The 19,429-nt window shown below is 55.8% G+C and carries 17 protein-coding genes; 9 read left to right on the forward strand and 8 right to left on the reverse strand.

The features are described 5' to 3' along the window. Positions 1 to 3: 3 nt before the first annotated feature. The 5 genes from ACXAF0_RS17745 to ACXAF0_RS17765 form a co-directional block, all read right to left on the reverse strand. Positions 4 to 1,056: an NAD(P)-dependent alcohol dehydrogenase gene (locus tag ACXAF0_RS17745; RefSeq protein ID WP_475347156.1), complete on the reverse strand. Its 1,053-nt coding sequence runs from the start codon at positions 1,054 to 1,056 to the stop codon at positions 4 to 6. Positions 1,057 to 1,059: 3 nt separating this feature from the next. Beyond that, complete coding sequence (locus ACXAF0_RS17750) at positions 1,060 to 1,320, reverse strand: DUF2160 family membrane protein (protein WP_475347157.1); 261 nt, start codon at positions 1,318 to 1,320, stop codon at positions 1,060 to 1,062. Between the two features lie 4 nt (positions 1,321 to 1,324). After that, complete coding sequence (locus ACXAF0_RS17755) at positions 1,325 to 2,161, reverse strand: carbohydrate ABC transporter permease (protein WP_475347158.1); 837 nt, start codon at positions 2,159 to 2,161, stop codon at positions 1,325 to 1,327. Between the two features lie 4 nt (positions 2,162 to 2,165). Then, on the reverse strand, positions 2,166 to 3,044 hold the full coding sequence (locus ACXAF0_RS17760; RefSeq protein ID WP_475347159.1) for a carbohydrate ABC transporter permease: 879 nt from the start codon (positions 3,042 to 3,044) through the stop codon (positions 2,166 to 2,168). Positions 3,045 to 3,165: 121 nt separating this feature from the next. Beyond that, entirely contained in the window at positions 3,166 to 4,599 is a 1,434-nt protein-coding gene (locus tag ACXAF0_RS17765) for an extracellular solute-binding protein (protein ID WP_475347160.1), read from the reverse strand. Positions 4,600 to 4,810: 211 nt separating this feature from the next. Between ACXAF0_RS17765 and ACXAF0_RS17770 the strand changes: the two genes are divergently transcribed. The 3 genes from ACXAF0_RS17770 to ACXAF0_RS17780 all read left to right on the forward strand — a co-directional run bounded on the left by ACXAF0_RS17770 (position 4,811) and on the right by ACXAF0_RS17780 (position 7,345). Further along, entirely contained in the window at positions 4,811 to 5,767 is a 957-nt protein-coding gene (locus ACXAF0_RS17770) for a sugar-binding transcriptional regulator (RefSeq protein WP_475347161.1), read from the forward strand. A gap of 87 nt (positions 5,768 to 5,854) precedes the next feature. After that, a complete protein-coding gene (locus tag ACXAF0_RS17775; RefSeq protein ID WP_475347162.1) occupies positions 5,855 to 6,586 on the forward strand; it encodes an SDR family oxidoreductase in 732 nt (243 codons plus the stop codon). A 30-nt stretch (positions 6,587 to 6,616) separates the two neighbouring features. Beyond that, positions 6,617 to 7,345, forward strand: a complete 729-nt coding sequence (locus ACXAF0_RS17780) for an SDR family oxidoreductase (RefSeq protein WP_475347163.1) — start codon at positions 6,617 to 6,619, stop codon at positions 7,343 to 7,345. Between the two features lie 122 nt (positions 7,346 to 7,467). On the opposite strand, the gene ACXAF0_RS17785 is transcribed toward ACXAF0_RS17780, so the two are convergent. Continuing rightward, complete coding sequence (locus ACXAF0_RS17785; RefSeq protein ID WP_475347164.1) at positions 7,468 to 8,124, reverse strand: TetR/AcrR family transcriptional regulator; 657 nt, start codon at positions 8,122 to 8,124, stop codon at positions 7,468 to 7,470. A gap of 148 nt (positions 8,125 to 8,272) precedes the next feature. Here ACXAF0_RS17785 and ACXAF0_RS17790 point away from each other — a divergent pair, with 148 nt between their 5' ends. After that, positions 8,273 to 10,309 (forward strand): oxidoreductase, encoded by a 2,037-nt coding sequence (locus tag ACXAF0_RS17790; protein WP_475347165.1) that lies wholly within the window; start codon positions 8,273 to 8,275, stop codon positions 10,307 to 10,309. Positions 10,310 to 10,358: 49 nt separating this feature from the next. On the opposite strand, the gene ACXAF0_RS17795 is transcribed toward ACXAF0_RS17790, so the two are convergent. Then, a complete protein-coding gene (locus tag ACXAF0_RS17795; protein WP_475347166.1) occupies positions 10,359 to 11,237 on the reverse strand; it encodes a LysR substrate-binding domain-containing protein in 879 nt (292 codons plus the stop codon). A gap of 149 nt (positions 11,238 to 11,386) precedes the next feature. Between ACXAF0_RS17795 and ACXAF0_RS17800 the strand changes: the two genes are divergently transcribed. Together ACXAF0_RS17800 and ACXAF0_RS17805 are read left to right on the forward strand one after the other, a co-directional pair. Next, positions 11,387 to 12,628 (forward strand): aromatic ring-hydroxylating oxygenase subunit alpha, encoded by a 1,242-nt coding sequence (locus ACXAF0_RS17800; protein ID WP_475347167.1) that lies wholly within the window; start codon positions 11,387 to 11,389, stop codon positions 12,626 to 12,628. A gap of 4 nt (positions 12,629 to 12,632) precedes the next feature. Next, positions 12,633 to 13,700, forward strand: a complete 1,068-nt coding sequence (locus ACXAF0_RS17805) for an FAD-binding oxidoreductase (protein ID WP_475347168.1) — start codon at positions 12,633 to 12,635, stop codon at positions 13,698 to 13,700. Between the two features lie 44 nt (positions 13,701 to 13,744). On the opposite strand, the gene ACXAF0_RS17810 is transcribed toward ACXAF0_RS17805, so the two are convergent. Further along, complete coding sequence (locus ACXAF0_RS17810; RefSeq protein ID WP_475347169.1) at positions 13,745 to 14,770, reverse strand: GlxA family transcriptional regulator; 1,026 nt, start codon at positions 14,768 to 14,770, stop codon at positions 13,745 to 13,747. Between the two features lie 97 nt (positions 14,771 to 14,867). Between ACXAF0_RS17810 and ACXAF0_RS17815 the strand changes: the two genes are divergently transcribed. From ACXAF0_RS17815 to ACXAF0_RS17825, 3 genes are read left to right on the forward strand one after another with little or no spacing between them, the layout of a single operon-like run. Next, positions 14,868 to 16,121 (forward strand): sarcosine oxidase subunit beta family protein, encoded by a 1,254-nt coding sequence (locus ACXAF0_RS17815; protein WP_044827950.1) that lies wholly within the window; start codon positions 14,868 to 14,870, stop codon positions 16,119 to 16,121. Between the two features lie 11 nt (positions 16,122 to 16,132). Next, entirely contained in the window at positions 16,133 to 16,435 is a 303-nt protein-coding gene (locus ACXAF0_RS17820) for a sarcosine oxidase subunit delta (RefSeq protein WP_475347170.1), read from the forward strand. Beyond that, complete coding sequence (locus tag ACXAF0_RS17825; protein ID WP_475347171.1) at positions 16,432 to 19,425, forward strand: sarcosine oxidase subunit alpha; 2,994 nt, start codon at positions 16,432 to 16,434, stop codon at positions 19,423 to 19,425. Before ACXAF0_RS17820 ends, ACXAF0_RS17825 begins: the two co-directional genes overlap by 4 nt. The last annotated feature ends 4 nt before the right edge of the window (positions 19,426 to 19,429 follow it).

Consider the following 19,429-nt stretch of genomic DNA (forward strand, 5'->3'; position numbering starts at 1 on the left):
TCCCTATTGCGGCAATTCGATCTGCAGCTTGACGTCCGCCGGTGGTGCGGAGGCTGCGATATCGAATGCGCGCACGCTGTCTTCGAATGCGAATGTTCTGGTGATAAGCGGTTTGACGTCGATCGCGCCGGAGCTCAGCATGGCAACGCAGCGTGGAAAGACATGGGCATAGCGGAAAATGTTTTCGACGCGGGCTTCGCGGATCATGGCGGCCCCGGCGTCATAGCTGATCGGGTCGGGTTGGCCGCCAATCATGACAACACATCCGCCCGGGCAAAGCGGTTCAAACACGCCCGCGGCTGCCTTGGGTGAGCCGGTGGCCTCAAAGACGATATCCGCCCCCCAGCCATCGGTATCGCGTTTGACGATATCGGTGATGTTTTGCGATTTGACATCAATCGGGGTGATTGCCGGGCTCAGCGACGCCGCGATTTCAAGTTTCTTTTCCGCCAGATCTGCGACGTAAACCCGCGCACAGCCGCCCGCCAAGGCAGATAGCGCCGTGACAAGCCCAATCGGGCCGGCGCCGATCACAAGGGCGATGTCGCCCGGTTTGATTTTGGCCTTGGTGGCGGCATGGACCCCGACGGCCAGTGGTTCGACCATCGCAGCCTCGGCAAAGGAGACATTGTCGGGCAGTTTGAAGGTGAAGGCTTCGGGATGTACACAGGTCGGACGCAAAATGCCATGTACCGGCGGGGTAGCCCAAAACCGGACCGCCGGATCGACATTATACATACCAAGACGGGTGGCCTTGCTGTTGGGGTCGGGCACACCGGGCTCCATGCAGACACGATCACCGATCGAAAGGGTTGTGACCTCGCTCCCCGTTTCAATGACAGTGCCTGATGCCTCATGGCCCAGGATCATCGGATCATTGACAACAAACGGACCGATGCGGCCATGGGTGTAGTAGTGCACGTCGGAGCCACAGATACCGACGGTATGCATCTTGATGCGAACGTCGCGCGGACCAAGGACCTCCTCCTCGCGGTCAATGGCAGGAAAGTCACGCAAGGTGATGTCATTCTTTTTTTCAAGAACCAGGGATTTCATGACTTATCCTTTCCTGACAATGTGGACGGCAATCGCAAGGGCAATGACGTTCGAAATCCAGATCGATGCGCCCATCGGTTCGATGAAACGGAACCAGAAGAGCGACATCGCCACCCAGATCACAACCGAAATGAAACAACGGTCAAAGGCATTGGTTTCAATCGGCAGAAAGCCCTGACGTTCTTGCGTCGCGGTCGGGTTCTTTTCGTTTTCTTCCTCGCTCAGAGGGGCAGTATCGAGCTGTGTCGCGTTTTGTTTGGTCATGGTGTTATCCTTTCACCGCGCCAAAGGTCAGGCCTGCGACAATGTGTTTTTGCACCAGGCCAAACACGATCAGGGCTGGGATCAGGGTAAAGACCGAAATGGTCGCCATAATTCCCCACTCCGTCCCCGTGGTGGTGACATATTCCGAAAGACCGGTTGTAAGTGTGCGGGCCTCAAAATTGGTGAGTGTCGCGGCCAGAAGATATTCGTTCCAGGCAAAGACCCAAGTGAGGATCAGGGTCACAGCCAGTCCCGGACGGCACAGCGGGAAGACGATTTCGGTGATGACCTTCCACGGGCTTGCGCCATCGACATAGGCGGCTTCATCAAGCTCGCGCGGGATGGCATCAATCGTCGGGCGCAGGGTCCAGATCGCAAAAGGCAGATTAAAGGTGCAATAGACCAAGATCATACCAATGCGGGTATCAAGCAGGGTAAAATCCCCGATGCGATAGACCTGCGTCATCAAAAGGAACAATGGCAAGAGGAATACCGCTGGCGGTGCCATGCGGTTGGTAATCGTCCAGAAAAAGATCGATTCCTTGCCGCGGAACTGAAAACGCGACAGCGCATAACAGGTAAAGAAGCCAAGCACGGTGCAAAGCACGGCATTGCCGGTCGAAATCACCATCGAATTGACCATGTAGCTACGAAGCAAGCGGTTGCCAAGTACGTCGGCATAGTTGCCCCAATAGGGATTGCTGACGATTACATCCGGGGTGCTGAAAAGCTGTACGGCTGGTTTGACCGAAATTACAAAAAGCCAATAGATCGGGAATAGGGTTAGCAGACTGACCAGAACCCAGAAGAGTGTTATGAGGAGTGGATTACGCTTTTTCATGGTCTTATCCCTTCCGGTTCTTGCGCGGGGCCAGCATGCTGACATAAAGCAGCCAGCAGACGACAATCGTTAGGTAGAGCACGATGACGGAAATGGTTGACCCATAGCCGTAGTTGGTTTTGGGAAAGACTTCCTTGAAAATGTGCACGCCAAGGAAGCGGGTTGATGAGCCCGGCCCACCCCCGGTCAGCATCCAGACTTCATCGACGGTTCGCAGGGCATCCATCAGACGAATGAATATGGTTGCCACAAGGGCTGGCGTAATCATTGGCAGGGTGATGTGCCAGAAGGTCTGCACTTTGTTGGCACCATCAATTTGGGCTTGCTCGAACGGATCGCGCGGCAAAGAGACAAGGGCAGCGATCAATGTCAGGGTGACAAGCGGCGTCCAGTGCCAGATATCCATGATAACGATCGTCAAAAAGGCGGCCGGGGCCGATGTCCCTATATTCATCGTGATGCCAAACCACTCATCCAGATAGTGCGGAATGATGCCGATTGATGGCGTGGTCATCAGCTTCCAGACAGAGCCCACAATGATCGGCGCCATAATGAGCGGCAGGGTATGAATGGTGCGGAAGATCGATTTTCCGGGGAATTCCTTCATGAAGGCCTGAGCCAGCAGATATCCAATGATCAGTTCGGACAGCACGGCAAAGACCACAAACGCCACGGTGACACCGAGCGAATTGAGGAAGGCGTCATCAAAGACGATGCGGCGAAAATTTTCCGCCCCGTTAAAGATCATTTCGGGTGATGCCGCAAATGGGTTCCATTGATGAAACGAGACAAAAACGACATAGAGAAACGGCAAAACACCGAAGAAAAACAGGATCACCAGCGTCGGGGCCAGGAGGATCCAACCGAGTTTGTTGGATTGCATCGTCTACTCCCTGGAAAAAGATGCGGTCAGGCTCTTATGGCCCCACAAAGGACCAAGCCGGTTCGTGGCCGCTGCCCGATCAATGGACAACGACCACGAGCGATGTTCTCAGGAAACAAACCTATTTGCGATAGCCGAGATCGGTCAGCTCGGCCTCGGCCTTTGCCGCCATCTGATCAAGACCTTCTTCTGGGCCAAGATCGCCGGTCAGGATCTGATAGAGGATCGGTGCCGTGGCTTCGCGAACCTGGGCGTGGAACGGATATGCCGGTGCACCGGCAAACAGGTATCCCTTGTCACGCAGCAGGTCGTAATAGCCACCGAGTTCCTCGTTCATCGCCTGAACCTTGGGGTCGTCATAGGTAGACTTGTTTGTCACACGCGGGGCCGCAACAGCCCAGTCAGGCTGAACTTCGTCCTGACCGATATATTGCAGGAACAACATCGCAGCTTCCTGGCTTTTCGAGGTGGATGGAATGCCAAACGCCCCACCATCATAATAACCGATATAGCCGGTGCCGCCTTCGACTTCGTCCATGATGCCATCCTGAAGCGGCGGCAGGGCCACGCCGACATTACCAACAACTAGTGACTTGGTTTCATCGGCAGCAATCCAGCCGGCATTTTCGCCGTAAACCAGCCCCTGGGCCACGCGGCCTGCACCAAAGGTAGTGCCGACTTCGGTCCAGGTGGATGCGTTACTTTCTGGTGGTGCGATATCGCGCATGCTCAGCCACCATTTCATGGCTTCCTTGGCATCATCACTGTTCATGGTGCCACCATTGGCGACCGATGCCGCGAAGTTGTTATCGGCATCAATGCCCCAGTTGTAGACACCAAAGGTCGGCGCGATGGTTTCAAAAAATTCGTACCAGGATGCCGGATGGCCGGTATGAGCCTGTGCGGTGGTGCCCCACAGATCCATGTCATGATCTTCGCCCCATTTGGTGAAGAACTGCGCGATTTCGGCATATTCCGCATGGCTGGTGGCCGGGCCAAGGTCGCGACCGGTCTGTTCCTTGAAGGCCGCTTTGATTTCGGCGTCATTAAACAGGTCAGTACGATAGAGATAGATCTTGATGAAGGCTTCCATCGGGATGCCATAAAGATCACCGTTTTCACCCCGGAAATAGTTGGCGAAGGTGGTGAAATTATCCTCGCTATAGGTCGGTGCCTTCAGGTCCGGATTATCCGCCAAAAGCTTTGTGGTGTCGGCTAGGAAGTCACGAGCGAGATAGGAATAGATGATATCTTGTTCAATATATACCAAGTCATAAATGCCGGTGCCGGCTTCCATGTCCTTGATCGCCTTATCGAACATCTGATCCCAGGATGTCGTCTCAATATCGACCCGAATTCCCGTCAGCTCTTCAAATTGCGGAGCCAAGACTTCTCGGATGTAAATCGAAGGCGGCGACGATTCGGTTACACCGTGAAGGGTAACGTCTTGATATGGCTTGGCTGCTTCTTTCCAGAAAGCGTCATCGGCATAGGCTGTGCTTGATGCAACAACCATCGCCAGAGCAGATACACCTACTTTAAGTGCAAAATTCATAGGTTTTCCTCCCGTTGGATTGATAGGGAAACCGCGATCAGCAATCTTGCGTTGCTTTGGAGTTGCGGTTCCAGTCGCGGCAGAATGCATATGTATTAAATTGCATGCAAGTGAAAATTTTCATTTGTAATTTTTTAAATACATTTGTTAGCTTGCTGCCTATAACAAAACACACTGCCGCAATGCGCAGGGTCTTGAGAGGAAACAAAGCATGCCAAGAGAGCCGCTTGAGGACGGGGAAGGGTTCGTAACCGAGGTTTGTTGGCGTTACTATGTAAACGGCCAGACACAAGCCGAGGTCGCCCGAGACATGGGGGTGACGCGTCTTCGTGTCAATCAGGCGATCCAGAAGGCAAAATCACTTGGTCTTGTCAAAATCCAGATCGAATCGCCCTTTGTGACACGCCTTGAAGTGCAGCAGCGCCTTGAGCAGGCCGGTGTGGTAAAGGCACTTGTGGTGCCAGTCGATCACGCCAATTACGACAACCATGCCCCGGTCGGCGCGGCATTGGCGCATTATCTTTCAGCAACGCTTAAGAACGAACCGTGGAAGCGCATTGGTGTGTCCTGGGGGGTGACCTTGCAGCGTGCGATGGAACGTTTGCCGCTGCATTCCGTGCCGGATCTTGAAATCCTCGCCTTGATGGGCGGGACGGCGGCCGGGTCATCTTTTAATGCCTTTAGCATCGCGTCGGGCTTTGCCGAACGGTTTGATGCCAATTATTCCCATCTGGTCGCGCCGATCTATCTGCCCGGTGACGTCGACAAGGACGTGTTTCTTAGTCAGGAAATTTACGCATCGCACATCGAGCGGTGCCTGTCGGCAGACGCAGCTTTGCTGGTTGTCGGGGACGTCTCGGATTTGTCCTTTATGGTCAAGTACGGTCTGCCGCGCGATGTGACCATGCAGGAATTGCGTGATGCCGGGGCGGTGGGCGATGTGCTGGGGCGGTTCCTTGATGCGGACGGGAACGAGATTGATCATCCGCTCAATGCGCGCACGGTTGGGGTCAATCTGAATGCGCTGGCAGATATCCCCAACAAAATCCTGACCGCCGCTGGCGAGCACAAGGTGCCGATTATCAAGGCGGCGATCAAGCGCGGGCTTGTCGATACATTTGTGACCGATGACCTGACAGCCGAGCTTTTAGTCGAAGCCATGACATAACCATTTCCGCGCAGGCCACAACGCCAATGCATACGGCAATAAAAACAAGGCACTGTGCGCAATCCACATCAGGGAAAACTTTGAAATATGACATCTACATTTTCAGGAAAGAAAGTCATCATCACCGGAGCGGGCAAGGGCATAGGACGTGCCTGTGCTCACACCATGGCCGCGCGCGGCGCGTCGGTTGTCGCCATGGCACGCACGCAAGCCGACCTTGATGCGCTGGCGACCGAGATCGGGGCAAAGGGCATTCGTGTTGATCTGGCCGACGGCGATGCGGCGCGTGACGCCATAAAATCAGCCGGCCCGGCGGATTATCTTATCAATTGCGCGGGAACCAATGTTCTCGAAAGCGTGCTTGAGATGACGGATGCGGGATATGAAACCGTCATGGGTATCAATCTGCGCGCAGCCCTCATTTGTGCGCAGGAGTTTGCGCGCGCCCGGGTGGCGGCCGGCGGTGGCGGAGCGATTGTTAATGTCACCTCGATCGCCGGGCATCGCGGCTTTGTCGATCACATGTGCTATGCCGCGTCCAAGGCGGGGCTTGAAGGCGCAACCCGGGTGATGGCCAAGGAACTTGGCCCGCATGGCATTCGCGTCAATGCGGTGGCGCCGACGGTGACCATGACAGAATTGGCCGCCGCGGCCTGGTCGGACCCGGCCAAGCGTGATCCGATGATGGTGCGTCACCCCCATGGCCGATTTGCCGAGGTCGATGAAGTCGCCCGATCCATCGTCATGCTGCTCGATGATGATGCGTCTTTTGTCAGTGGCGCGGTCCTTCCTGTCGATGGCGGTTTTCTTGCTGTCTGATCCCACGCCTTTTTCTTTTGGAGATATATTATGGCTCAATCACTTGCGGGCAAGATTGCCGTTGTCACCGGTGCTGCATCGGGCATTGGCCTATCGACCACGCGTGCGCTATTGGATGCTGGCGCCACGGTTGTGATGGTGGATTACAACGAAGGTGTGCTGTTTGAACTTGTCAGTGAACTTGGGGCAAATGCCATTGCCCAGCATACCAACCTGCTTGATGTCGACAGCTGTGCGGCGATGGTTCCCGCAATCCTAGAAAAGGTCGATCACATCGACATTCTGCATTGTAATGCCGGGTCTTACATCGGCGGTGATCTGGTGGAAACCGATACTGCAACCATCGACCGGATGCTGAACTTGAACGTCAATGCGGTGATGAAAAACGTGCGTGACGTGATCCCGCACATGCAGGAACGCGGCACTGGCGACATCATCGTTACCGCATCGGTTGCCGGACATATGCCCATTCAGTGGGAGCCGGTTTATTCCGGATCAAAATGGGCCATGACCTGCTTTGTTCAGACCATGCGCCGTCAGCTCAATAAGCATGGCATTCGTGTGGCCCAGGTCTCGCCAGGCCCCGTCGTTTCAGCCCTTCTGGCCGATTGGCCGGAAGAAAACTTGCGCAAAGCCAAGGAAAACGGAGCATTGCTTGACCCCAGCGAGGTCTCTGATGCCGTAATTTACATGCTCTCACGTCCGCGCACCGTAACCATCCGCGACATGATCGTCTTGCCAACCAACTTTGATATCTGATGATCAAAACCATATTTGGCCAGCATCTTTGCCCAAAGATGCTGGCCGTTTATGTTGTTACATAAGAACCAGCCGATTCTCCAACCACAAGACGTTTGCCGCGCCGTCCCGTGCTTGCCATTTCACGGGGCAAAATTATGACGGGCGTAGAACCGGTTGAGCTCGTTTTGTGTTGGCGCCTGTCCGCAGAATGTTTCGACATAGCCCGGAATGCGGCCCATGCGGACAGACAGGTCTTCATTTGATTGCATCGAGATATAGCCGATCTGAACCAGGTAAATGGCACGTGCACGGACATCGGCCATGCGTTCGTCCTGACCAAAGCGGATGAACAGTTTGGCGAGTGCATCAAGGCGTTGCTGATCGGCTTTTTCAATTTCAGCCATGACCGTGTTGGACTGAACCGACCAGCTGCGCACGGCAAATTCAAGGCGCGAATCAAACAGATCGGGCATAAGCCAGAGATCAATGATGTTAAGCATCGCTTCTGAAACAGACTCGGCATAGGCCTCTGTCTGTTTGATCAGATTGCCGGTGTTTTTTTCACGCCACAGATCCAGCAACGCGCCCAGCAATTCCTTTCGGTCCTTGAAAAACCAATAGAAACTGGTGCGTGACAGGTTCAGGCGCTTTGCCAGTGGCTGGATCTTTACGCCATCGACACCGGTTTCAAGCAGCGCCTCATAAGCCGCGTTCAGCCAGATCTCGGCCGATCCGCGCCAGCCGCTGTTTTGGCCGGCGCCATTTTGCCCGGTGGTATTTTCAATCTGTTCTTCCATGGACGTGTCCTTAGCAAACTGCCCGGTTCGGGACAAGCGAAGTGTACATCAATGTATCTAAAATATACATCAGTGAACTTAAAATTGACATAACTGTACATTTCTGAATATCGTCATTGGCAGAGAGTTCAAACCCGGAGCCCCGCACATGTCCAACGACCCGCTTCTTCAGCCTTATCAGCTTAAACATCTGACGCTGCGTAACCGCATCATGATGACGTCGCACGAACCGGCCTATCCCGAGGATGGCATGCCCAAGGGGCGTTATCGCGCCTATCATGTCGAGCGTGCCAAGGGCGGTGTTGCCATGACCATGACGGCGGGCTCGGCTGCAGTGTCCAAGGACAGCCCGCCGGTCTTTAACAACCTTCTGGTCTGGAAGGACGAAGTTGTTCCGTGGATGAAGGACCTGACCGATGCGGTGCATGAACAGGGTGCTGCGGTGATGATCCAGCTGACCCATCTTGGGCGCCGAACGCGCTGGGACAAGGCAAACTGGTTGCCGGTGGTATCCCCATCGCACAAGCGCGAAGCCGCCCACCGGGCCTTCCCGAAAAAGATGGAAGACTGGGATGTCGAGCGCATCATCAAGGATTATGCCGACGCGGCAGAGCGCATGAAGGCCGGCGGCATGGACGGGATTGAGCTTCAGGCCTATGGCCATCTGATGGATCAATTCTGGTCACCGTTGACCAACGATCTTGATGGTCCTTATGGTGGCAGCATCGATAACCGTCTGCGCTTTACCTTTGATGTTTTGACCGAAATTCGCAAACGCGTCGGCCCGGATTTCATTGTTGGTGTGCGCTATACCGGGGATGAGGACCTTGATGGTGGTTTGACCAAGGAAGACGGTCTGGCGATTTCCCAGCGCCTTAAAGACAGTGGCATGGTCGATTTCCTCAACGTCATTCGTGGCCATATCGATACCGATGCCGGTCTGACCGATGTGATCCCGATTCAGGGAATGGCGAACTCGCCGCATCTGGACTTTGCCGGTGATATTCGCGCCGCGACCGATTTTCCGACCTTCCATGGCGCCAAAATTCCTGATGTCGCAACCGCGCGTCATGCGATTGCATCGGGCAAAATCGATATGGTTGGCATGACCCGCGCCCACATGACTGACCCGCATGTGGTGCGCAAGATCATCGAAAAGCGCGAGGAAGAAATTCGTCCGTGCGTCGGGGCAAACTACTGCCTGGATCGCATTTATCAGGGCGGATCGGCCTATTGCATTCATAATGCCGCCACCGGGCGCGAGCTTTCGATGCCGCAGATTGTGGAAAAGGCTGAAACCCGCAAAAAGGTCGTGATTGTCGGATCCGGTCCGGCGGGTATGGAAGCCGCCCGTGTTGCCGGTGAACGTGGTCATGAGGTTGTTGTCTATGAAGCGGCCCCCAATCCGGGCGGGCAAATTCGCCTGACTGCGCAGAACGAACGCCGCCGCGAAATGATCAGCATCATCGACTGGCGCATGGCCGAATGCACCCGTCTTGGTGTGAGCTTCCATTTCAACACTTGGGCCGAAGCAGACACGATCACGGCGGAAAACCCCGATGTGGTCATCATCGCCACAGGTGGCATGCCTGATACGGAGGTGCTTTCAAAGGGCAATGATCTGGTGGTTTCAAGCTGGGATATCATTTCAGGCGACGTCAAGCCGGGCAGCAATGTTCTGGTCTATGACGATGCTGGGGATCATGCCGGTTTGCAGGCGGCCGAACTGATTGCACAAAGCGGTGCCAAGGTCGAAATCATGACGCCGGACCGCGCCTTTGCGCCGGAAGTCATGGCGATGAACCTTGTGCCCTATATGCGCAGCATGCAGAAGCTTGATACCACCTTTACCGTGACCTATCGGCTTGAGGCGGTCGAAAAGCAGGGCAACCAGCTGATTGCGCATGTCGGCAGTGACTATGGCGGGGTGGCCAAGCAACGGATCGTCGATCAGATCGTGATCAACCACGGCACCATTCCGCTGGATGATATCTATTTTGATCTGAAGCCCGGTTCATCGAACCATGGTGAAATGTCCCATGACAAGCTTCTGGCTGGTCAGCCGCAATCGGTTGTGCGGAACCCGGACGGGACCTATCAGCTGTTTCGGATCGGGGATGCGGTGTCGGCGCGCAACACCCATGCGGCCATCTATGATGCGTTGCGTCTGCTCAAAGACGTCTGATGTGTTTGGCAAACGTGGCGATTTGCTGCGCTTGCCATTTGTTTTCCGGTCAGGCGGTATCAATCAGCCAGTCGACAAAAATGCGCGCCTTTTCCGAGGCGCGCGGATGAACGCGCAAATAGAACCCCATCGGGGATGGGATTTCATCGGGTACCAGTTTGATCAGACGTCCGTCTTCCAGAAGTGGCCCGACCAGTTCGTCCCAGCCAAGGACCGCGCCAACGTCATCCTGGGCGGCCTGTAAGGCAATCGTGTAGTTGTTAAGCTTGAAGCTGCGTCCCTTGGGAGCTGGCCGCCCCAGTGCGCGGAACCAGTCGGTCCATGTTGTCCAGTCGGTTTCCTCGTTATGCAGGTGGATCAGGGGGCTTTGCAGCAGATCATCAATCGTTTCGATGTTCTGTTCGGCCTTAAACGCCGGCGTGCCGATGGCAGCGACCCGGTCCTGAAACAGTTTGTAATATCCATCAGTCCCGTCATCGGGGTTGCTGTAATGAATACTGAGATCGCATTGCCCGGTCATGCCCGGCACGTCGGAGACAATTTGCGAGACCGTGATATTGGGGTGAATTTTCCAGAAGGCGGCAATTTTTGGCGTAAGCCAAAGTGAACTGACCGCCGTTGTTGTCCGGATCGTAACATCGACCGTCTCGGGCTGATCACGCAGCTGCATGACCGTCTCGGAAATGGTTTCAAATCCCCGTTGCAGGGCGACGAGCAGAAAGGCGCCCTTTTCAGTCAGCTCCACCCCACGGTTACGTCGAATGAAAAGCGCGCTGCCAATATCGGCCTCAAGCGCCTTGATCTGGTGGCTTACAGCCGCAGGCGTCACGTTGAGTTCGGATGCCGCGTCCTTGAAACTCATATTGCGGCCCGCTGCTTCAAAGCAGATCAGGGCATTTATCGAAGACAGATCATAGGGGCGGGCCAATCGGCTCTCCTGAAAACAATGCAGGGCATGTGGGCTGAGTTTTTCAGATTAGTTGAACTAAACCAAGATGAAAATTAATGCCGTTGTAAATCATGACATGAAGTCCACACTTTTGGTTGCTTCAAAACATCAAAAGACGGATTTTCGCCATGCCCGCTACCCCGCCTTCCGTTCATGACCTTCTGGCGCGTCGTATGCCCGGATATTCCCTGGAACAGCCTTTCTATACCGATCCTTCGATCTTTCAGCTGGATCTGGAAAACATTCACTACAAGGAATGGCTGTTTGCGATCCCGGCATGTGAAATCCCCAAGGCGGGCGACTACGTCATTTATGAAGTCGGTGCCTATTCGGTTGTGATCGTGCGGGGCAATGATCAGGTGGTGCGGGCATTCCACAATTCATGCCGCCATCGTGGATCGGTTCTGTGCAAAACCAAAAAGGGCCGCAACCCGCGGCTTGTATGCCCTTACCATCAATGGACCTATGATCTTGATGGCAAGTTGCTTTGGGCGCGTGACATGGGGCCTGATTTTGATAATTCGAAATTTGGCTTAAGCCCGGTTCACTGCCGGGTGATCCACGGATTGGTTTATATCTGTCTTGCCGATAACGCACCGGATATCGAGCCGTTTGCCACGGCGGCCGAGCAATATCTGGCGCCGCACGATCTTGAAAATTCCAAGGTCGCGTTTGAAAGCACGATCATCGAAAACGCCAACTGGAAGCTGGTTTGGGAGAATAACCGGGAATGCTATCACTGCGGGGGCAACCACCCGTCGCTGTGCCGGACCTTCCCGGAAGATGCCCGCGCAATTGGCAGCACGGCTGATGGTGTGTTGGCAAGTGAACTTGACGATCATATCGCCCGTTGTGAAGCGGTGGGGGCGCCGTCTGCCTATCAGATTTCTGATGACGGGGAATGGCGCTTGGTGCGTGTGCCGCTACTGGGGGAAGCTGAAAGCTACACCCTTGATACCAAGGCGGCGGTAAGTCTGGCGAACTCGAACATCCCGTTCAAAAATGGCGGCTCGCTTTTGAAGTTCCATTACCCGTCGACCTGGAACCATTTCCTGTCGGACCATGCACTTGTGTTCCGGGTTACCCCGATCAGCCCGACCGAAACCGAAGTTTCGACCAAGTGGCTGGTGCACAAGGACGCGGTGGAGGGGCGCGATTATGATCTTAAACGCCTGACCGAGGTCTGGCTTGCGACCAACGCCGAGGACAAGGAAGTGGTCGAAAACAATCAGCGCGGCATCGCAACACCGGCCTATAAAGTTGGTCCCTATTCCGAGATTCAGGAAGCGGGCGTGGCCCAGTTTGGCAACTGGTATGCGAAAACCCTGTTAGACAATCTGGCCCAAACCACACCGCTTGCGGCGGAGTAGGGCGATGTCTGTGATTGAAAAACCGAAGCTTGCCTTCTGGTCGGATTCTGAAGAACTCGAATGCGTTTCGTTCCTGCCCGAAGCACCCGACGTCATGACCTTTTGCTTCCAGTCGGTGTCCGGTGCCTTGTTCAGTTACGATCCGGGGCAGTTTTTGACGTTGGAGCTTCCGGTGCCGGGCGGGCCGCTTTATCGGACATACACCATCTCGTCCTCACCATCGCGCCCGACATCCTTGACTGTGACAGTCAAGGCGCAAGCGGGATCGATCGGGACGCGCTGGATGCTTGATCATTTGCGTCCGGGCATGCGCCTTCGGGCCAAGGGGCCGTCTGGCAGTTTTTCGCTGATCAATCATCCGGCGGAGAAATACCTGTTTATTTCGGCGGGATCGGGCATCACGCCGATGATGTCGATGACGACCTATCTATATGATTCCGGGCGTGATCCCGACATTGTTTTTGTAAACTGTGCAAAGCGCCCGTCCGAGATCATCTTTCGCGAACGTCTGGAACACAGCGCATCACGGATCAACGGCATCGAACTTAAATGGGTGGTCGAGGAAGCCGATCCCTATAAACCCTGGACAGGATATCTTGGCACCTTCAATCAGCTGATGCTGGGTCTGATGGCGCAGGATTATCTCGAACGCGAAGTGTTCTGTTGTGGGCCGGAACCCTTCATGCAGGCCGTGCGCGAGGTTCTTGTCGGGCTTGGCTATGACATGGACCGCTACCATCAGGAAAGCTTCCATGCGCCGACGCCGGATGTCGAAGACGTGCCAGATGATGTTGTCCCGGATGAGGAAAGCAAGGCGGTTATCGCCTTCACCGCATCGGGCATTACGGCCAATTGTACGCAAACAGATACCGTTCTTGCCGCGGCACGGACTGCCGGGCTTGTCATCCCGTCAGGCTGTTCAATGGGGATTTGCGGGACATGTAAGGTGCGCAAGACCGAAGGCCAGGTTCATATGGTCCATAACGGCGGGATCACCGATGATGATATCGAGGAAGGCTATATCCTTGCCTGCTGCTCAAACCCGATTGGGCAGGTCACCATTGATGCCTGATGATACTTGATGTTAGCTGACGGCGGATCAATTTCAGTCTGTCGTCAGGGCAGGGTGGCCGGGAGCGGAACCGTCTTGCGATATTCCGACGGGTTCATGCCGATCTCGGCGTTGAAGGCATGAATGAAATGCGATGCGTCGCAAAAGCCGGTGTTAAGCGCAATTTGGGTCGTGGTTTTTTCCGACTCACCCAGCAGCTTCTTGGCAGCATCAAGGCGGATACGAAGGGCCGCGCGTGACGGTGAAATGCCAAGATCGGCGTTAAACGCGCGTTCAAGCTTGCGGCGGGTAACACCAAGTTTCTCGGCCATTTTGGCGATGGTTTCCGGCGACTCGATATTCTGGCGCATGCGCAGAAGCGCCTTTTTGACCAGCGGTTCGCGCGCCACCAGATTGGTCTGGAAGCCCGGCTGCGGGTTCTCACCTGTCATCGCCTCGTTGATGATCATGATGCTGAGGCTTTTGGTCGCAGCCGTGCGGCCGATATGCTTTTCCACCACCCAGGCGGCAAGATGGGCCGCACCATGCCCGCCCGAGCAGGTCAGACGGTCGCGGTCGACGACAAAGATCTGGTCTGAAACCGGCTGGGCGGCCTCGAACCGTTCGACAAATTCGTCATGATGAAACCAGCTGACACAGCAACGATAACCTTCCAGCAGGCCTGCCTCATAAAGCGCGAACACCCCGGTACACAAGCCGATCAGGTTCTTGCCCTTGGCCGCGGCTGCCTTGAGATAGGCGATACAATCAGATGAAAGTCCGCCTTCTTCTTGAATAAGGCCCCCGACAACCACGATATAGTCGTAGTCACCGGCATTGCGCAGACGCGTGTCGGGCTGCACCTTGACCCCGCAACTCGACCGTACCGGGTTCATGGTGTCCGACAGCACTGTCCAGTCGCAGTGAATCGGCCGAGACCGGTCTGCTTCATCGGCTGCCAGGCGCAAGACATCGACGAAACTTGCGAACGCTGTCAGCGTGAAATTGTCCGCCAACAGAAAGGCGACGCGAAGGCGCTTTTTTGCAAGGGGTTTGCTTGCGTTGGATCCAGGGCTCGAAAAAGAGTTCATGGCAAAAATATACAATGAATTTGTCGCAATTATCCAGTCCGCAAACCAAGGACATTGATAGAGTTCCGGCAATGGTAAATCGGGGGATCGTATAATCATGACCCATTTTTCTGCGCTATCGCTTATCAAGAACGCCCTTAGTGGCCAAAAGAACTGGGAGCCGCAGTGGCCCGACAGTGAGCCGAAAGCCGAGTATGATGTCATCATCGTCGGCGCGGGTGGTCATGGTCTTGGTGCGGCTTATTATCTGGCCAAGGAACACGGCATCACCAATGTCGCCGTGATCGACAAGGGCTGGCTTGGCGGAGGTAACACCGGCCGTAACACGACGATCATTCGTTCGAATTATCTCTATGATGAAAGTGCGAAGCTTTATGACCACGCACTTGATCTGTGGGATGGGCTGAGCCAGGAACTGAACTACAACGTCATGTATTCGCAGCGCGGCGTTCTGATGCTTGCGCATAACGTTCATGATGTTCAAAGCTTCCAGCGCCACGTGCATGCCAACCGTCTGAACGGCGTGGATAACGTCTGGCTGTCCAAGGAAGAAGCCAAGGAATTCTGCCCGCCGCTCGATATTTCGCCAAATGCGCGTTACCCTGTCGTCGGTGCTGCCCTTCAGCGTCGCGCCGGTACAGCACGCCATGATGCGGTGGCATGGGGCTATGCCCGTGGGGCAGCGGCACGTGGTGTCGATATCATTCAGAACTGCCCGGTTACCGCCATTCGCCGTGGCCCGGATGGTCGCGTCACCGGTGTTGAAACCGCCAAGGGCTTTATCGGTGCGAAAAAGGTTGCCGTTTCGGCCGCCGGTCATACCTCGGTCGTGATGGATACGGCCGGTGTGCGCATGCCGCTTGAAAGCTATCCGCTGCAGGCGCTTGTGTCCGAGCCGATCAAGCCGATCTTCCCGTGCGTTGTCATGTCCAACAGCGTGCATGCCTATATCAGCCAGTCTGACAAGGGCGAGCTCGTGATTGGGTCGGGGACCGACCAGTACACCAGTTACTCCCAGCGTGGTGGCTTGCCGCTGATCGAGCATACGGTTGCTGCGATCTGCGAGATCTTCCCGATCTTCAACCGCATGCGCATGCTGCGTAAATGGGGCGGTATCGTTGATGTGACCCCGGACCGTTCGGCCATCCTTGGCAAGACGCCGGTGCCGGGTCTTTACGTCAACTGTGGCTGGGGTACCGGCGGGTTCAAGGCAACCCCGGGTGCCGCCCACACACTGGCATGGACCGTGGCAAAGGATGATCCGCATCCGGCCAACGCGCCCTTCACCCTTGAACGTTTCAGCACCGGTCGTCTGATTGACGAAGCCGCTGCTGCCGCTGTTGCGCACTAAGGAGACCGGACATGCTTCTGATCCATTGCCCCTATTGCAATCAGACCCTGCCGGAGGCGGAATTTACCTATGCCGGTGAAGCCCATATCGCACGTCCGGCCGATCCGTCGTCGGTTAGTGACGAGGAATGGCGCGACTTTCTGTTCATCCGCACCAACGTCAAGGGCCCGCATTATGAACGCTGGCGCCATTTCCATGGCTGCGGTCGATATTTCAACGCTGTACGTGACACGGTTAGTGACCGGTTCCTGATCACCTATAAAACCGATGATCCCCGTCCTGAGCTATCCGAATTGTTGGAGAAATCGAAATGAGCAGCTTCCGCGTTTCCGGGCGTGGTCGCGTCGATCACACCCAACCGATCCAGTTCACCTTTGACGGCAAGAAAATCAAAGGTTTCAAAGGCGATACCGTTGCATCAGCTTTGCTGGCCAATGGCATTCACCTGATGGGTCGTTCGTTCAAATATCACCGCCCGCGTGGTGCCGTGACCGCCGGTTCGGAAGAACCGAACGCGCTGGTCGGCACCCGTCGCGGTCCGGGCCGGTTTGAGCCGAACACCCGTGCAACCGTTCAGGAAATCTGGGACGGCCTGCAGGTCAACAGCCAGAACCGCTATCCCAGCCTGTCCTTTGACATTGGCGCGATCAATGACAAGGCCTACATGCTGTTTTCAGCCGGGTTCTACTACAAGACCTTCATGTGGCCGAAATCCTTCTGGGACAAGGTTTATGAGCCTTTCATTCGTGCGGCGGCCGGTCTTGGCGTTTCGCCGACCGAACCCGATCCGGATCACTATGCATCGCGTTACCTCCATACCGATGTTCTGATCATTGGTGCTGGTCCTGCCGGTCTTGCCGCGGCCCTGTCGGCGGCACGTGCCGGTTCGCAAGTCACCCTGATTGATGAAAACCCGGAAGCCGGTGGATCGCTTCTGTCTGAACCATCCGCCATGATCGAAGACATGCCTGCTTGGGACTGGGTTACCAAAACCGTGGCAGAGCTCAAAGAGCTTGGCGTCAAGCTGATGACCCGCACGACCGCGATTGGTTATTACCACCAGAACATGGTTGGTCTTTGTGAAAAGCTGACCGACCATCTTGCCAGCCCGGATGGGGAAACCCCGCGCGAACGCATGTGGCGTGTCCGCGCCAAGCAGGTTGTTCTCGCACAAGGTGCGCTTGAAAAGCCGCTGGTCTTTGATGGCAATGACCGCCCGGGTGTGATGCTGGCCGGTTCGGCCCAGACTTACCTTAATCGCTATGGCGTGCGTGTTGGTGACAAGGCTGTCATCGTCACCAGCCACGACAGTGCCTGGTACGCGGCCTTTGATCTGGTCGATGCCGGTACCGCAGTTGCCGCCATCGTTGATACCCGTGCCGAGCCGAATTCCGATCTGGTTACCGAGGCGACCCGCCGCGGTATTCGCATCATGGCCGGTCACACCGTGACCGGGACCGAAGGCCGCCTGCGTGTCAAATCGGTTCGCGTCAACCCGATCACCGGATCATCGGTCGGTGCGGCCGAAACCATCGGCTGTGACTGCCTTCTGATGTCGGGTGGCTGGACCCCGTCGCTTCACTTGTTCTCGCACACCAAGGGAACGCTCAAGTGGGACGAGGATCGCCAGACCTTCCTGCCGGACCACAAGGCAGAAGAATGCGAAATCGCCGGTGCGGGCCGTGGCCTGTGGGGCATTGAAGCTGTCCTGAATGATGGCGCGGAAATGGGTGCAGCTGCTGCCAAAAGCCTTGGCAAGACGGCCAAGGCTGCAAGTTACGGCGTTGCCAATGACCGTCCGGGCACCGGTGTCAGCCACAAAGAACTGCCGACCGATCTGGATGCTGGCAAGGCACGCGCCTTTGTCGATTACCAGAACGATGTCACGGCCAAGGACCTCCGTCTGGCGGTACGTGAAGGCATGCGTTCCATCGAACATGTCAAACGTTACACTACCAATGGCATGGCGACCGATCAGGGCAAGATGTCAAACATCAACGGCCTCAACATTGCCTCTGACGCGTTGGGTGTGCCGCAGCCGAAAGTCGGTCTGACGACCTTCCGCCCGCCTTATACCCCGACCACCTTCGGGGCGTTCTGTGGCTATCACAAGGGCAGTCACTTTGAAGTGACGCGAAAAACCCCGATTGATAGCTGGGCCGAAGAAAATGGTGCCGCTTACGAGCCGGTCAGCCTGTGGCGTCGTGCTTGGTACTTCCCGAAAGACGGCGAAGACATGCATGCCGCTGTTGATCGCGAATGCCGTGCGACGCGTGCCAGTGTCGGCATCTTTGATGCATCGACCCTTGGCAAGATTGAGGTGGTTGGTCCCGATGCGGTTGAATTCATGAACCGCATGTACACCAACCCCTGGACCAAGCTGGCACCGGGGCGCGCGCGTTATGGCCTGCTTCTGGGCGATGACGGCTTTATCCGTGATGACGGTGTCATTGGCCGTCTGGCGGATGATCGCTTCCATGTCACCACCACGACCGGTGGTGCGGCGCGTGTTCTGAACATGATGGAAGACTATCTTCAGACCGAATGGCCGGACCTTGATGTCTGGCTGACCTCGACGACCGAGCAGTGGGCAACCATTGCGCTGAACGGCCCGAATGCCCGCCAGGTGCTTGCGCCGTTTGTCGAAGGTCTGGATATGTCTGATGAGGCCTTCCCGCACATGTCGGTTGCCGAATGCCGCGTTGGTGGCTTCCCGGCACGCCTGTTCCGCATCAGCTTCACCGGTGAAGTCGGCTTTGAAGTCAACGTGCCGGCCCATGCCGGTCGCGCGCTTTGGGAAATGCTGTTCGAAGCTGGCAAGAAATACGATATCTGCCCCTATGGGACTGAAACCATGCACGTGCTGCGTGCCGAGAAGGGCTATATCATTGTCGGTCAGGACACCGATGGCACGGTCACCCCGCTTGATGCCGGGCTTGGCTGGGCGATTGGTAAAAAGAAACCCGACTTCGTCGGCAAACGCGGTCTGGCGCGCCCGGACCTGGTTGCCGAAGGTCGCAAGCAGCTGATTGGTCTTCTGACCGAAGATGGCAAAACCAAGCTTGAGGAAGGCGCGCAGATCGTTCTTGATCCGAACCAACCCAAGCCGATGAAAATGGTCGGTCATGTGACGTCGAGCTATCACAGCGATGCCGCAGGTCGCCCGATTGCCATGGCACTGCTTGAAGACGGTTTCAATCGTATGGGTGAAACCATTTACATTCCGATGCCAGATCGTGTGATCAAGGCGACAGTCACCGGGACCGTATTTTACGATCCTGAAGGCGCACGGTTGAAACTTTAGGCGG

It is taken from the genome of Thalassospira sp. ABD4_177 (assembly GCF_056160125.1).